The following is a 15,582-nucleotide window of genomic DNA, read 5'->3' as shown; positions in this document are numbered from 1 at the left end:
CCATTCCATCCCGAGGAGGCGAGGCGGCCTTGCGGACGCCAGACATCTACATCAAGGGGATCGGGGTCCACCTGCCCCCCACGGTCACCATCGACGACGCCGTCCGGCAGGGCCGCTACCCGGCCTTCGAGGCCGAGGTGCACGAGTTGGGCGGCGCCGCCGTCGCCGGCGAGGTCCCGGCCCCCGAGCTGGCGTTGCGCGCCGCCGAGCAGGCGTACAAGCGCTGCGGCCACCGGCCCGACGAGACCGACCTGCTGCTCTATGCCGACTCCTGGCACCAGGGGCCCGACGGCTGGCAGCCGCAGTACTACCTACAGCGGCACCTGGTCGGCGACGACGTGCTCGCGGTCGAGGTGCGGCAGGGCTGCAACGGCATGTTCGGCGCGCTGGAGCTCGCCGCCGCGCACCTGCGCGGCCGGCCCGCGCCGGCCGACGGCGACGCGCGCCCGCCGGTCGCCCTGCTGGTGGCCGCCGACAACTTCGGCACGCCGATGATGGACCGCTGGACCATGGGCCCCGGCTATGTCGCCGGAGACGCCGCCAGCGCGCTGCTGCTCACCACCGAGCCGTCGTTCGCGCGGCTGCTCGCGGTCGGGTCGGCCGCCGTCTCGGAGGCCGAGCAGATGCACCGCGGCACCGAGCCGCTGTTCCCGCCGGGGCCGACCACCGGGCGCCCGCTGGACTTCCGGGCCCGCAACGACGAGTACAAGAAGGCCGCGCTCGCCGCGGGCAGCGGCACCGGGGCCCTGGTCAGCGTGCACGTCAAAACGCTGGACCTGGTCGAACGCACCCTGGCCGAGGCGGGCATCGGCAAGGGCGACCTGACCCGCGTCGCCTACATGAACTATTCCCGGGAGATCGTCGAGCAGCGCTGCATGGCGGCGCTCGGCCTCCCCATGGAGAAGTCCACCTGGGACTTCGGCCGGACCGTCGGCCATCTGGGGGCGAGCGACCAGATCGTCTCCCTGGACCACCTGCTGCTGACCGGTGAACTCACGCCAGGGGACCACCTGCTGATGCTCGGCGTGGGCCCCGGGGTCACCCTTTCGTGCGCCGTCGTGCGCGTTCTGCACACCGCTCCGTGGTTCAACTAGACAGGCGAGGAGGCCACGTCGTGCCTACGCGAGACACCAGGAACACCGAGGCCGGTGCCACGATGCCCGAACCCGTCGCGGTGATCGGCGCGGGCTGCCGCCTCGCCGGTGACGCGGACACCCCCGAGGCGTTCTGGGACATGCTGGTCTCCGGCCGCGACGGCATCGGGCCGGTGCCGCCGGACCGCTGGGCGACCTACCGGGACCTCGGGCCCGAGCACGGCGGGGCGGTGCGTCGCGCCGACATCCCCGGCGGGTTCGTCCGGGACGTCGCCGGGTTCGACGCCGCGTTCTTCGGGCTGACTCCCCGTGAGGCGGAACTGATGGACCCGCAGCAGCGACTGCTGCTGGAGGTGGTGTGGGAGGCGCTCGAGCACGCCGGTATCCCGCCCCACAGCATCGCCGGCGGAGACACCGGCGTCTTCGTCGGCATCGGGTCGGACGACTACGGGCGGCGGCTCCTGGAGGACCTGCCGCGGATCGAGGCGTGGACCGGCATCGGCAGCGCCATGTGCGCGGCGGCCAACCGCATCTCGTACGCCTTCGACCTGCACGGCACCAGCATGGCCATCGACACCGCGTGCTCCGCCTCGCTGGTGGCAGCGCATCTGGCCTGCCAGAGCCTGCGGGCCGGGGAGAGCGAGATCGCCCTGGTCGGCGGCGTCAACCTGATCATCTCCCCCGGGCTGTCCCTGACCCTGGAGTCGGCGGGCGCGACCGCCCCCGACGGCCGCTGCAAGCCCTTCGATGCCAAGGCCGACGGCTACGGCCGGGGCGAGGGCGGGGCAGTCCTGGTGCTGAAGCGACTGTCCGCCGCGCGGCGCGACGGGGACCGGGTGCTGGCCGTCATCCGGGGCAGCCACGTCAGCCAGGACGGCCGCACCAACGGCATCATGGCGCCCAACGGCGCGGCCCAGCGGGCGCTGTTGGAGGAGACGCTGCGCCGCTCGGGCGTCCCGGCCGACACCATCGACTACGTCGAGGCCCACGGCACGGGCACCCGGCTGGGCGACCCCCTGGAGGCGGGCGCGCTCAGCGCCGTGTACGGGGCCGGCCGGACCACCGAGGAACCGCTGCTGCTCGGCTCGGTGAAGCCGAACGTCGGGCATCTGGAGGCCGGGGCCGGCGTGGTGAGCCTCCTCAAGGCCGTCCTCGCGCTCGGCAACGCGGAGATACCGCCGAGTCTCAACTTCGCCGAGGGCAACCCGGCGATCGACTGGGACAGCGGGCTGCGCGTGGTCACCGAACGCACCCCCTGGCCGGAGCGTGACCACCCCCGCCGCGCCGGTGTCTCCGGCTTCGGCTACGGCGGCACCATCGCCCACGTCATTCTGGAACAGCCGCCGGCGCCGGCGCACCACCCCGTGCCAGGGACGGACACCGGATCACCCGAACCGGCCGCCTCCGCACAGCTGTTCCCCCTGTCGGCCCGGTCGGGCCCGGCCCTGCGGCAGCAGGCGGACCGGCTCGCCGACTGGCTGTCCGGGGACGGACGGGAGGTGGGCCTGGACGCGCTCGGGCACACCCTGGCGCTGCGCCGGTCGCACCTCGGCGACCGGGCGGCGGTCGTCGCGGGCAACCACGAGGAGTTGATCACCCGGCTACGGATCGTGGCCGGCGGTGAGCGGAGCCGCGAGGCGGCGAGCGGATCGGCCGGTGGCGGCCTGGGCGCGGGGCTGGTGTGGATCTTCTCGGGGCACGGCTCGCAGTGGGTCGGCATGGGCCGTGGCCTGCTGGCCACGGAACCGGCGTTCGCCGAGGTGATCGACGCCCTGGAGCCCGTCTTCCAGGAGGAGATCGGCTTCTCGCCCAGGCAGGTGCTCCTCGACGGTGACTTCCCGACGGTGGACCGGGCACAGACCATGATCTTCGCGGTGCAGACAGGGCTGGCGGCGGTGTGGCGCTCGTACGGCGTCGAACCGGACGCCGTCATCGGCCACTCCGTCGGCGAGATCGCCGCGGCCGTCGCGGCCGGCGCGCTCTCCCTCACGGACGGCGCCCGGTTGATCTGCCGCCGCTCCCTGCTGCTGCGCCGCGTGGCCGGCCGGGGCGCGATGGCGATGGTGGCCCTGTCGCTCGCGGAGACCACCGAACGGCTGGCCGGACGCGCGGACGTGGTGCCCGCCATCGCCGCCTCCCCGCACTCCACGGTGGTCTCGGGCGGCGTCGCCGCGGTCGAGCGACTCATCGAGGAGTGGCAGGCCGAGGGCGTGCAGCTGCGCCGGGTGGTCTCCGACGTCGCCTTCCACAGCCCGCAGATGGACCCGCTCGTCGACGAGCTCGCGGCCCGTGCGAGCGATCTGACGCACCGCGAGCCGACGGTGCGGATGTACTCGACCGCGCTCGACGACCCCCGGACCACGCCGGCCGCGGACGGCGCCTACTGGGCGACCAACCTGCGCGGCACGGTGCGGCTGGCGGCGGCGGTCAGGGCGGCGGTCGAGGACGGCTACCGCGGTTTCCTGGAACTCTCCGCCCATCCGGTGGTGACCCACTCCGTGGGCGAGACCCTCGCGGAGGCGGGTGTCGACGACGCGTTCACCGGCGCCACGCTGCGCCGCGACCAGCCGGAACCGGCCACGCTGCTGGCCGCTCTCGCGGCGGCGCACACGGCCGGCGTCGAACTGGACTGGGCCCGCCTGCACCCGACCGGGTCCCTGGTCACCCTGCCGCGGACCGCGTGGCAGCGGCGGCCGCACTGGCGCGAGACGGTCCCGCCCGGGGCCGGCCAGGGCGGCGGCCACGACGTGGCCGCGCACACCCTCCTCGGGGCCCGGGTGTCGGTCTCCGGCAAACCACTGCGGCTGTGGCGCACTGTCCTGGAGGACGCGAACCGCCCCTATCCGGGGAGTCACACCATCAACGGGACGGAGATCGTCCCGGCCGCCGTGCTGCTCACCAGCTTCCTCGCGGCCGGCGCCGACGACGCGACCTGCCGGGCGCTGTCCGGGGTGCAGCTGCGGGTGCCGCTCACCGTCGCCGAGCGGCGCGAGGTCCAGGTCGTCCGGGACGACGCCGGCCTGGCCCTCTCCTCGCGCACCGCCGAACCACCCGGGAAGGCGACCGCGGAGGGCGACGGCGCGTGGCTGACCCACGCGACCGCCACCGCCGCCGCCACCGCCACCGAACCGGGCGACGACGGCCCACCGACGGGCGTGCTCCGCCCGCCGTCCGGCGCCGAGGCCCCCGCCGATCCGGAGGAGATCCAACGGCATCTGGCCTCGGTCGGCGTGCCGACCATGGGATTCCACTGGACCGTGGAGGGGTTGCTGCGCGGTGACGCGGTGCTGCGCGCCCGCGTCCGCCCCGACCAGCCCGAGCGCTCCCCCGCGACCTGGGCCCCGCTGTTCGACGCCGCGTTGTCCATCGCCCCGTCCGCCTTTCCGGGACCGGCCACGCTGCGCATGGTGGCGGGTCTGTCCCGGGTGTGGACCGGGGGCCCACCACCGGCCGTGGCGGACATCCAGGTCACCCACGATCCGGACGCCGACGCGGTCGACGTGCTGGTCGCCGACCCCGACGGGCGGGTGCTGGCGGCGCTGACCGGCGTCAGGTACGGCTCGATCGGCGACGGCGCCGTGGGGACGGCGCAGCCACGGGACCTGGTGCACGAGGTGACCTGGCGTCCGCTGGACCTCGCGGCGAGCGAGGCGCCGGGACGGCATCTCAAGGACGTCGTGCTGGTCGGCGCTGTCGACGACCCCCTCGTGACCGCCCTGCGAACGCGGTTGACCGCCGCGGGAGCGGACGTGCGGAGCGCGGCGGGCCCCGCCGACCTGGACGCCCTGCGCCCGCTCGGCGAGTCCGCCGATGTCCTGGTGTTGCCCGGGCCGCTCCCGCCGGGTGGCGCGGTGCCCGAGGCCGCCGCCGACCACGCCTGGCTGCTGCTGGACACCGTGCGCACGTTGGTCCGGCCGGACGCCGTGGCCCTCCCCCGGGTCTGGGCGCTCACCCGCGGCGTGCGGGAGAGCGACGACCGCACCGCGCTCTCCCACTCGGCGCTGTGGGGCCTGGGCCGGATCGTCGCCGGCGAGCACGGCGAGCTGTGGGGCGGCATCGTGGATCTCCCGGCCGCCGGGCCCGACGCCCCGGCGGACCGGTCCGAGACGGTGGACGACGCGTGCCTGGACGTGCTCCTCGACGTGCTCCGCGCCGCGGGCGACGAGGACGTGATCAGCGTCCGGGACGGCGCCGTCCACACGCCCCGGCTGACGCCCACGCGGCGGGAGGCGGTGCTCGAGCCGGTGGCCTGTCGGGGGGACGGCACGTACCTGGTCACCGGGGGTCTCGGGGCGCTGGGCCTGGAGGTGGCCCGCTGGCTCGCCGACCGGGGCGCCCGGCGGCTGGTGCTGGCCGGACGGCGGGGCCTCCCGCCGCGTGCCGGGTGGCGCGACGTCACCGACCCGGCGACGCGCGACCGGATCGCCGCCGTCCAGGCGCTGGAGGCCAGCGGCGTCACCGTGCGCGTGCTGGCGCTGGACGTCGCCGACCCCCTGGCGGCGGCCAGGGCGCTGACGCCCGACGCGCTTGGCCTGCCACCCGTCGCCGGCGTCGTGCACGCCGCCGGCGTCCTCGACAACCGGCTCGTCCCGGGCACCGACGAGGCGTCGCTGCGGGGCGTGATGCGGCCCAAGGCCGAGGGCGCGTGGGTGCTGCACGAGCTGTTCCCGCCCGGGAGCGTGGACTTCTTCGTGCTCTTCTCCTCCTGCGGCCAGTTGCTGCGCCTCCCGGGGCAGGCCAGTTACGGCTCCGCCAACGCCTTCCTCGACGCGCTCGCGCACCACCGCAACGCCGCGGCCGCCCCGGGGTCGGGCGATGCGACGAGCTTCGCGTGGACGTCGTGGCGCGGACAGGGCATGGCGGTCAACGCGGTCGTCGACCTGGAGCTGCGCGCACGCGGGGTCACCAGCGTCTCCCTGGACGAGGCGTTCGGGGCGTGGGACCACGCGGCACGCCGCGGCGCCGGCTGCTACCCGGTGCTGCGGACGGTTCCCCCGGAGGGCGGGGGACGACGGCTTCCGCTGCTGGACGAGCTCGGCACGGCCGAGCCCGCGGCCGACCCGGCCGCCTCCTCCGCACCGGGGGGCCATTCCTTCGCGGGACTGTCCCCGGAGGAGGCGGGGGCGCGCCTGCTGGAGGAGATCGCCGCGCAGATCTCCGACGAGATGCGGATGCCGGTGGCGTCACTCGACGTCCGCCGCTCGCTGGTGGAGCAGGGACTCGACTCGGTGATGACGATCGTCATCCGCCGGCGCCTCGAAAAGCGGTACGGGTACGAGCTGCCCTCCACCCTGCTGTGGCATGAGCCGACGGTCGCCGCCATCAGCGAGCACATGTCGCGGCTGCTCACCGAGTCGCCGTGACAGGTCACTCATCAACAGGATTGGGGACAGGCATGCTCAACAAGGTTGTCATCGTGGGAGGCGGTACGGCGGGGTGGATGACCGCGTCGTACCTGAAGGCCGCCTTCGGTGACCGGGTCGACGTCACGCTGGTGGAGTCCGGCAGGGTCGGCACCATCGGCGTGGGCGAGGCGACGTTCAGCGACATCCGGCACTTCTTCCAGTTCCTCGGTCTCAAGGAGAAGGACTGGATGCCGGCCTGCAACGCGACGTACAAGCTGGCCGTGCGGTTCGAGAACTGGCGCGAGAAAGGGCACTACTTCTACCACCCGTTCGAGCAGATGCGTTCGGTCAACGGCTTCCCGCTGGCCGACTGGTGGCTGCAGGACGGCCCCTCCGACCGGTTCGACAAGGACTGCTTCGTGATGGCCTCGGTCATCGACGCCGGCCTCAGCCCGCGTCGGCTCGACGGCACTCTGCTCGACCAGCCCTTCGACGAGGCCGCGGAGGAGATGCAGGGGCTGACGATGTCCGAGCACCAGGGCAAGACGCAGTTCCCCTACGCCTACCACTTCGAGGCCTCGCTGCTCGCCAGGTACCTGACGACGTACTCGGTGGAGCGCGGGGTGCGGCACATCATCGACGACGTGCAGGACGTGAGCCTCGACGAGCGCGGCTGGATCGCGTCGGTGCGCACCGCCGAGCACGGCGACCTGACCGGTGACGTGTTCGTGGACTGCACCGGCTTCAAGGGGCTGCTGCTGAACAAGGCGCTGGCCGAGCCGTTCGTCTCCTACCAGGACACCCTGCCCAACGACAGCGCGGTCGCCCTGCAGGTCCCGATGGACATGGAGAAGCGAGGCATCCGCCCCTGCACCACCGCCACGGCGCAGGACGCCGGGTGGATCTGGACCATCCCGCTCATGGGACGGGTCGGCACCGGATACGTCTACGCCCGCGACTACATCGAGCCGGACGAGGCGGAGCGCACGCTGCGGGAGTTCGTCGGCCCGGCCGCGGCGGACGTGGAGGCCAACCACATCCGGATGCGCATCGGCCGCAGCCGGCGCTCGTGGGTGAACAACTGCGTGGCCGTCGGGCTCGCCAGCGGGTTCGTGGAGCCGCTGGAGTCGACCGGCATCTTCTTCATCCACCACGCGATCGAACAGCTCGTCAGGTACTTCCCGGGCCCCGGCTGGGACGCGGCGCACCGCGACCAGTACAACGACTCCGTCGCCCATGTCATGGACGGCGTGCGGGAGTTCCTGGTGCTGCACTACGTGGGCGCGAAGCGGTCCGACACCCAGTACTGGCGGGACACCAAGACCCGGACCGTGCCCGACGGGCTGGCGGGCCGCATAGAGCAGTGGACGACCCAACTGCCGAACAGCGAGACGATCTTCCCCTACTACCACGGACTGCCGCCCTATTCGTACATGTGCATCATGCTCGGCACCGGCGGACTTGAGCTGAAGCCGTCCCCGGCCCTCGCGCTCACCGACCCCACGGCGGCCCAACGGGAGTTCGCGGCCATCCGGGAGAAGACCCGGGAGGTCATGGGAACCCTGCCGACGGCGTACGACTACTTCTCGCGGATGCGCTGACGCCGAGACCGGCCGTGGCGGGGCGGAAGGACCCCGCCACGGCCGGTCCCGCACCGGCGCCCGAACCTCACAGAGAGGCGAGCGATGACCGATCCGGCCACCCCGACCCCGCTCAAGGTCACCTCGGACGACTTCCGGACGCTGATGAGCGGATTCCCGACCGGGGTGGCCGTCGTGGCCGCCACGGACCGCGGCGGCGGACAGCGCGGTATGACCTGCTCCTCGCTGTGCGGCGTCTCGCTGGACCCGCCGGTGCTGATGGTATGCCTGCGACGGGGCAGTCCCACGCTGGACGCGGTGCTGGACACGGGCCGGTTCGTGGTGAACCTGCTGCACGCGGACGCCCGGGGCACCGCGGAGCTGTTCGCCTCCGGTGATCCCTACCGTTTCGAACGGACCCCCTGGGAGACGGACGCGCACGCGGCCGGGCCGCATCTGACCCGGGACGCCCACACCGTGGCCGACTGCGAGGTGTCGCTCGGCCAGCCCGTCGGCGACCACGTGTCGGTCTACGGCGTGGTCCGCCGCGTCACCTCTCGGGGCGAGCGGGTCCCGCTGCTCTACGGGCTGCGGCAGTTCCGTCGCTGGCGAGACTGACGGGGCGCCCCCGGCCGATCGGCCGGGGGCGCCCCGTCACGTGCGCCGACCGGTCAGAAGACCGGCGCCGACGTGGGTGCCTTGAGGGTGCCCAGGTAGGGGTGCCAGAGGTGGTTGGGGTTGTTCTCCACCTCCCTGACGACCTCCCGCATGGCCGCGAGCGCCTTGGGCTCCTCACCGTCGTAGACGTCGCCCTGCAGCATCTTCAGGACGTCGACGCGGTAGCGCGGGTCCTGCACGAACGCCGTGAACAGGACGTTCAGGCGGTAGTAGATGGAGATGAACTCGTACCAGTACCGCACCGCTCGCCGCAGCTTCGTCTCGTACGTCTCGAACCGCTTCTTCGAGAAGTCCCCGGCCTCGTGCCCGGCGATGATGTCCTGGGCGGCGATGCGGGCGCTGTTGAGCGCGACGCTCACCCCGCTGGAGAAGATCGGGTCCACGAAGCGGGCCGCGTCGCCGATGAGCACGAACCGGTCGCCGCAGATCTGCCGCATGGCGTAGCTGTAGTCGCCCTCGGCCTTGAAGTCCCGGATGCGCTTGGCGCTCCGCAGCGCCTCCTCCAGTTCGGGACGGCTGGAGACGAATTCCCAGAAGAAGCCCTCACGGTCGGTAGCCGCCGCGGCGAAGCGCTTCTTCTGCGTCACCACGCCAAGGCTGGTGATCGTGTCGGTGATCGGGATCTGCCACAGCCAGGTGTCCTTGATGGGCAGGAAGTGGACGAAGATGTGGTCGGCCTGCGAGACCTCACGGGCCATCGTGTTCCGGTCCAGGCCCTCGAACCAGGTGTGGACGGCGTACTGGTCGAACACCGGGTCGGACACCTTGAACTTGAGTTGCCGCCCGAGGTGCGTGTGCCGGCCGGAGGCGTCCACCACCATGCGCGCGGTGACGTCCGTCTCCTTCGCCGCCATCCGGACGGTCAGCCGCACCGCCTCGGGGTCGGCGAAGTCGACGTTCAGCACCCGGGTGCCGGTGAGCACCTGGGCGCCCTGTTCGGCGGCGTGCCGCAGCAGGATGGCGTCGAACCGGCCCCGGTCCACGTGGAACGTGTAGTCGCGGTCGACGCCCGGCTGGTCGCGTTCCACAAACGCGATGTCGGCGGTCCAGCCGTGGCTGAGCCCGGAGTACCCGAGGCGGGGGATGTCGCGCGACTCGGCAGACGTCCAGGAGGCGCCGTACTTCTTCGGGAACCCGGCCTCGTCGATCTTGTCCAGGGCCCCGATCTCGTACAGCACGGGTGTGGTCGCCGGCACCAACGACTCCCCCACGTGCGGCCGGGGGAAGGTCTCGCTCTCGAAGACCACGACGGACAGGTCCGCTCTGGCCAGGTAGGAGGCCATGGTGGAGCCCGCGGGCCCACCTCCGATGATCGCGACGTCGAAGTCGGTCGTCATGCCGTCTCTCCCTGGACCTCGGACTCGGTCTCGGACCGCGCGGACAGTTCGTGGAGCATGCGGGCGATGGTGCGGACGTCCCTGAAGTGGTCGACGTCGAGATGCGCCGGCGAGATGTACAGGCCCAGCTCGTCGCGGATCCAGGTCATCAGGACCGCGACCCGCAGCGAGTCGAGCAGGCCCGACTCCATCAGCGGGTAGCTGTCGTCAAGCGGCTGCTCGGCGTCGGCCGGAAGGAACTCCTCGCCGATGAACTTGACGAGCACGGACACATAGTCGTCTTCGGTCATCCCTCTTCGCTTTCTACGCGGTGCCGTTGTCCGGCCTTACTGCTCTGGCGCGTGCTGCTCGTCCAGTTCCCGTGCCTCGGCCGCCAGTTCCTCCGGCGACATCCGCCCGATCTCCGCCCGGATCTCCGCCTCGACCACCTGGGCCAGTCCGGCCACGGTGGCGTCCTGGAACAGGGCGCGGGTGGGGAAGTCGATGTCGAAGGTCTGTTGGAGGGCGGCGACGAGCCGGATCCCGAGGATGGAGTTGCCCCCGCTGCGGAAGAAGTGGCTGTCCGCGCCGACCGGCTGCCCGAGGAGTTCCTCGAACAGCTCGGCGACGCGTTCCTCGATGACGCCGCGCGGTGCCACGCCCTCGGCCGTCGCGGTGTCGGACCGGCGCGGCAGCGCCGCCCGGTCGAGCTTGCCGTTGGCGGTCAGCGGCACGGACGGGATCGCCGTGAACGTGCTGGGGACCATGTAGTCGGGCAGGCGCTCGGCGCAGTGGGCTACCAGCTCGTCCCGCAGCGTCGCGGGCTCCCCGATGCCCTCGGCCGGCACCCAGTAGGCGGCCAGGCTCGCGTTGCCGCCCGCGTCGTCCACGACGATCACGACGCCGTCGCGGACCGCGGGATGCGCGGCGAGCACGCCGCTCACCTCGCCCGTCTCCACCCGGTAGCCGCGGATCTTCACCTGGCCGTCGCGCCGGCCGACGAAGTCCAGATTCCCGCCGGGCAGCATCCGCACCAGGTCTCCGGTCCGGTACAGCCGCGCCCCCGGTGGGCCGTACGGGTCGGGCACGAAGCTCGCCGCGGTCCGCTCGGGACGCCCGCCGTAGCCCCGGGCCACGCCCGTCCCGCCGACGTACAGCTCCCCGACGACCCCGACCGGCAGGGGCCGCATCAGGTCGTCGAGCACATGCGTCGACATTCCGGGCAACGGCCGTCCGACGGGCACGGACTCCCCGGACACGGGGGCCGTGACCGGGAAGACGCAGGTGCCGACGGACGCCTCGGTGGGCCCGTACTCGTTGACCAGCCGTCCCGGGCCCAGCGCCGTCGCCCAGTGGTCGGCCCGGGACGGGGGCAGCGCCTCACCCGCCACCACGACCACCTCCGCGAGGGCGGCCAGCCGCTCCGGGGCGAGCTGTCCGGCGATGATGTCCAGATGTCCTGGAGTCAGCTTCAGGAAGGAGAACGGCGCGGCCCCCGCCAGCCGGTGTCCGAGGTCCTTCAGGTCCAGGTCCTGTGGCAGCAGCCGCATCGGCTGGCCGGCGAGCAGCGGCGCCCAGAGGTTGGGTACCACCAGGTCGAAGGCGACCGACGAGAACACCGCGCCGCCGCCGGCGCCCCTGGACGCCAGCTCATCGACGGCCCAGCGGACGTGGTTCGCCAGTCCCCGGTGGGTGACCTGCACGCCCTTGGGCCGGCCCGTGGAGCCGGAGGTGTAGATGACGTACGCCAGCAGGTCCAGATCGTGCCCGCGCTCCGGGTCGAGGTGCGCGGGGTGGCTCAGCGGGTCGCCCAGCTGTGCCGCGATCAGGTCCGCGTCGTCGTCCGTGGCCACGAACCGCCCGTCGAAGCGGGCGGCGAGCCGTTCTCGGTGGCCGCCGCGGGTGATCAGGACCTTCGCCCCCGCGTCCGCGAGCACGTCGCCGACGCGTCGCTCCGGGGCCGACGGGTCCAGCGGCAGGTAGGCGCCGCCGGCCTTCCACACCGCGAGCAGCGCGGTCGGCAGGTCCACGTCCCGGTCGAGCAGCACGCCGACCACCGACTCGGGGCCCACGCCGTGCCCGCGCAGCAGCCGGGCCAGCCGGTTCGAGTTCTCCTCCAGCGCGGCGAAGGTGACCGTCTCGTCGGCGGTGACCAGGGCCGGCGCGTCCGGCACCGCCGCCGCGCGGGCCGCGAACGACGCCGGGACGGAGCGCGTCACCTCGGCCGCCGGCCCGTGGTTCCAGCGCGCCAGGGCACCCCGTTCCTCGTCGGGCAGCAGGTTCAGGGTGTCGAGGCGGGCGCCGGGTTCGGCGGCCACGGAGGCCAGCAGCTGCTGGAAGTGCTCCGCGAGCCGTTCCACGGTGCCGCGTTCGAAGAGCGAGGTGGCGTACTCCAGGGCGCCGACGAGCGTGCCGTCGGGCTGTCGGCGCATGTAGAGGGTGAGGTCGGTCTTCGCGACGGTCGACACCTCGACCACGGTGTCCAGGTGCTCCGCGTCGGCCGCCGAGCCGCCGAGTTCCTCGTCGTGGTAGTCGAACGCCACCTGGTAGAGGGGGGTGCGGGACAGGTCGCGTTCCGGCGCGAGTTCGGCCACCAGCGTCTCGAAGGGCAGCTCCTGGTGGGCGAACGCCTCACGGCAGACGTCCCGCACCCGCTCCGTCGCCTGCTCGAAGGTGAGCGAGCCCGCCAGCCGGCAGCGCAGCACCAGGCTGTTGAGGAAGAACCCGACGAGGTTCTCCAGTTCCGGGCGTTCCCGGCCGGCGACCGGGGTGCCGATCACCACGTCCCACTGCGCGGTGTAGCGGGCGAGCAGCGTGCCGAACGCGGTGAGCAGCACCGTGAACGGGGTCGCCTCGCCGCGCTTGCCGAGGAGGACCAGCGTGTCCGCCAGCGGGGCCGGCACGGTGAACGTCACGACCGACCCGCGTGCGTCACGGGCCGACGGCCGGGTGTGGTCGGCCCGCAGGGCCAGCGGGGCGGCGCCGTCGAGCACCGTCTTCCAGTGGTCGAGTTCGCCGGCGATCACCTCCTCGCTGAGCCGCTCCCGTTGCCAGACGGCGTAGTCGGCGTAGCGGACGGGCAGCTCCGGCAGGTCCGGCGGCAGCCCGTCGCGCAGCGCGTCGAGGATGGCGTGGAACTCCCGGCGCAGCACGGTCGCGGACCAGCCGTCGCTGACGATGTGGTGCATCAGCAGGACGAGGGTCCGGTCGGGGGCCGCTCCGGCGGCGTCGGCCGGCTCGACGAGCAGCGCGCGGACCAGCGGACCACGCTCCAGGTCGAAGCCCTCGGTCGCGTCCCGCTCCACCTCCGCGCCGGTCTCGGACGCCGGGACGATGACCGTGCGCAGCGGCATCGGGGCGGGCGGGTCGATGACCTGCAGCGGTTCGCCGTCGGGTCCGCCGCCGGGCACGAAACGGGTGCGGAGCGTCTCGTGCCGGTCCCTGAGCAGGTCCAGGGCCCGCCGCACCAGGTCCTCGCCGTCGGCGGCGGGGACCCGCAGGAACAGGCCGGTCACCCACTCGCGGCCGCCCGGGTCGATCCGTTCCAGCAGCCACAGCCGCCGCTGTCCGAGCGACAGCGGCAGGCCCACCCCGGTGCCGTCCACGAGGCGCACCACCCCGGTGCCGGGGGCGCCGGCACTCAACTCGGCCGCCCCCCGGGTCTCGTCAACGGTCTGGTACTCGGTGACCAGACGGGCCTGTGCCGCGACGGTGGTGGCGCGCAGCAGCCGGTGCAGGGGGACGTCCCGGCCGGTCGCGGTGCGGAGCCGGTTCGCGAGACGGGTGAGCTGGAGGGAGCTACCGCCGAGCCGGAAGAAGTCGTCGTGGACGCCGACGGCTTCGGTTCCCAGCAGCTCCCGCCACAGGGTCACGAGCAGGTGCTCGACCTCGGTGTCGGGCGCCGCCTGCGGATCGCCCGCCACGTCGGGCTCGGGCAGGGCCAGCCGGTCCAGCTTCCCGCTCGGCGTCCTCGGAAAGGACGTCAACTCGACGTAGACAGCCGGGAGACAGTACTCGGGCAGGCGCTCCCCGAGGAAGGCGCGCAGTTCCTGGGAGGCCGGGACGGCCTCGCCGGTCCTGGCGACGAGGTACGCGGCGAGCCGGACGGAGCCGTCAGGCGTGCGGTACGAGGTGACCGCCGCCTCCCGGACCGCCGGATGGCCCGCCAGCGCGGTCTCCACCTCGCCGGGCTCGATCCGCACCCCGTTGACCTTGACCTGGTGGTCGGTCCGCCCGACGTACTCCAGGGCGCCGTCCGCACGCTGCCGCACGAGGTCGCCCGTCCGGTACAGCCGTGCCCCGGCCGGCCCCTCCGGGTCGGGCAGGAAGCGCTCCGCGGTGAGGTCCGGCCGGCCGAGGTAGCCGTGGGCCAGGCCGACGCCGCCGAGGTACAGCTCGCCGCGGTCGCCGGCGGCCACGGGGCGGAGATCGGGCCCGGCGACGACCAGGCGGATGCCGTCGAGGGGGGCGCCGATGGGGACGGGCCCGGTGCGCTGGATGGGGTCGAAGCGGTGCCCCGTGACCTCGTTGCTGCACTCGGTGGGTCCGTAGGTGTTCCACACCTCGACCTCGACCGGGCTGTCCGCCAGCCGGCGCAGGAGACGCTGGACGACCTCGGCGTGCAGCTGCTCGCCGCCGGAGGAGAGCAGCCGGAGCGCGGTGCAGCGCTCCCAGCCAGGCTCGTCGGCGAGCAGCCGCAGCAGCGAGGGAACGACCTGGAGCACGGTGACCCCGTGCCGCTCGACCGTGCGGACCAGTTGGGCGGGGTCCCGTTCGGCGCCCGGCGGCGCCATGACCACGGTGCCGCCGGCCAGCAGCGGGGCGAAGATCTCCCAGCCGGCGGCGTCGAAGGTCAGCGGCGTCTTGTGCAGAACCCGGTCGCCCGGGCCGAGCCGGTGGGTGCGCGCCCGCCAGTCCACCTGGTTGGCCAGGCCACCGTGGGCGACGACGACGCCCTTGGGCGCGCCGGTGGATCCCGAGGTGTACAGCACGTACGCGGCATGGGCGGCGGACACGTCGGGCGCCGGGACGACGTCGCCGTCGTCCCCGGCAGCGTCGTCCGGCAGGCCGTCGAGGGCCGTGAGGGCGGGGTCCAGCGGCACGGTCCGCGCCCCCTGGGCCGTGGCGCGGTGGGCCAGGTCCGGTTCGGCGATCACCACGGTGGCGGCGGTGTCCGCGAGTAGCGCCGCGGTCCGGGCCTGGGGATGGCCGGGATCGAGCGGCGTGTAGGCAGCGCCCGCGCGCCACACGGCGAGCAGCGCGACGGCCAGGTGCGCGCCGCGGTGCAGCAGGATGCCGACCGGTGCCTGCGGTCCCGCCCCGGCCCGGACCAGCAGGCGGGCCAGTCGTCCCGCGGCGCGGTCCAGCTCGCCGTAGGTCAGGACGCGGTCGTCCGCGACGACGGCGAGGGCGTCGGCGGACTCCGCGGACCGGCGGGCGATCCGCGTGTGCAGCGGCTCCGTCACGTGCGGATCCGGGCGGTGATTCATGGACTCTCCCCAGTGGGTAACGGTGCTGTGTCGGGCCCGGGCCGTCACGGTGTCCGGTCGGGGCGTGCCCGGACCATCCC

At 73.5% G+C, this 15,582-nt stretch carries 7 protein-coding genes; 4 read left to right on the top strand and 3 right to left on the bottom strand.

The genetic code is table 11. The features are described from left to right. Positions 1-29: 29 nt before the first annotated feature. From ABGB06_RS31790 to ABGB06_RS31775, 4 genes are all read left to right on the top strand, one after another. The gene (locus ABGB06_RS31790; protein ID WP_347596227.1) at positions 30-1,094 is read left to right on the top strand and encodes a ketoacyl-ACP synthase III family protein; all 1,065 of its coding nucleotides are present in this window, start codon (positions 30-32) and stop codon (positions 1,092-1,094) included. A gap of 20 nt (positions 1,095-1,114) precedes the next feature. Beyond that, the gene (locus tag ABGB06_RS31785; RefSeq protein ID WP_347596224.1) at positions 1,115-6,457 is read left to right on the top strand and encodes a type I polyketide synthase; all 5,343 of its coding nucleotides are present in this window, start codon (positions 1,115-1,117) and stop codon (positions 6,455-6,457) included. Positions 6,458-6,489: 32 nt separating this feature from the next. Continuing rightward, complete coding sequence (locus ABGB06_RS31780) at positions 6,490-8,040, top strand: tryptophan halogenase family protein (RefSeq protein ID WP_347596221.1); 1,551 nt, start codon at positions 6,490-6,492, stop codon at positions 8,038-8,040. A gap of 84 nt (positions 8,041-8,124) precedes the next feature. Next, complete coding sequence (locus ABGB06_RS31775; protein WP_347596218.1) at positions 8,125-8,637, top strand: flavin reductase family protein; 513 nt, start codon at positions 8,125-8,127, stop codon at positions 8,635-8,637. A 53-nt stretch (positions 8,638-8,690) separates the two neighbouring features. Here the strand turns inward: ABGB06_RS31775 and ABGB06_RS31770 are convergent, their stop codons facing one another. Genes ABGB06_RS31770 through ABGB06_RS31760 form a run of 3 tightly spaced genes read right to left on the bottom strand, consistent with a single transcriptional unit; the run spans position 8,691 to position 15,502 of the window. Then, the gene (locus ABGB06_RS31770; protein WP_347596215.1) at positions 8,691-10,034 is read right to left on the bottom strand and encodes an NAD(P)/FAD-dependent oxidoreductase; all 1,344 of its coding nucleotides are present in this window, start codon (positions 10,032-10,034) and stop codon (positions 8,691-8,693) included. Further along, on the bottom strand, positions 10,031-10,324 hold the full coding sequence (locus ABGB06_RS31765; RefSeq protein ID WP_347596212.1) for a phosphopantetheine-binding protein: 294 nt from the start codon (positions 10,322-10,324) through the stop codon (positions 10,031-10,033). Before ABGB06_RS31765 ends, ABGB06_RS31770 begins: the two co-directional genes overlap by 4 nt. A 36-nt stretch (positions 10,325-10,360) precedes the next feature. Then, positions 10,361-15,502, bottom strand: coding sequence for an amino acid adenylation domain-containing protein (locus tag ABGB06_RS31760; RefSeq protein ID WP_347596209.1), 5,142 nt, complete (start codon positions 15,500-15,502; stop codon positions 10,361-10,363). Positions 15,503-15,582: the final 80 nt, after the last annotated feature.

It is taken from the genome of Streptomyces sp. B6B3 (assembly GCF_039871525.1).
GTDB lineage: Bacteria > Actinomycetota > Actinomycetes > Streptomycetales > Streptomycetaceae > Streptomyces.
This window is presented reverse-complemented; position numbering and strand designations above follow the sequence as displayed.

What these genes read in the sequence shown, in the direction of transcription:
- ABGB06_RS31770 (WP_347596215.1), bottom strand. Translation starts at nt 10,034, where the DNA reads ATGACGACCGACTTCGACGTCGCGATCATCGGAGGTGGGCCCGCGGGC.
- ABGB06_RS31760 (WP_347596209.1), bottom strand. Translation starts at nt 15,502, where the DNA reads ATGAATCACCGCCCGGATCCGCACGTGACGGAGCCGCTGCACACGCGG.
- ABGB06_RS31775 (WP_347596218.1), top strand. Translation starts at nt 8,125, where the DNA reads ATGACCGATCCGGCCACCCCGACCCCGCTCAAGGTCACCTCGGACGAC.
- ABGB06_RS31765 (WP_347596212.1), bottom strand. Translation starts at nt 10,324, where the DNA reads ATGACCGAAGACGACTATGTGTCCGTGCTCGTCAAGTTCATCGGCGAG.
- ABGB06_RS31780 (WP_347596221.1), top strand. Translation starts at nt 6,490, where the DNA reads ATGCTCAACAAGGTTGTCATCGTGGGAGGCGGTACGGCGGGGTGGATG.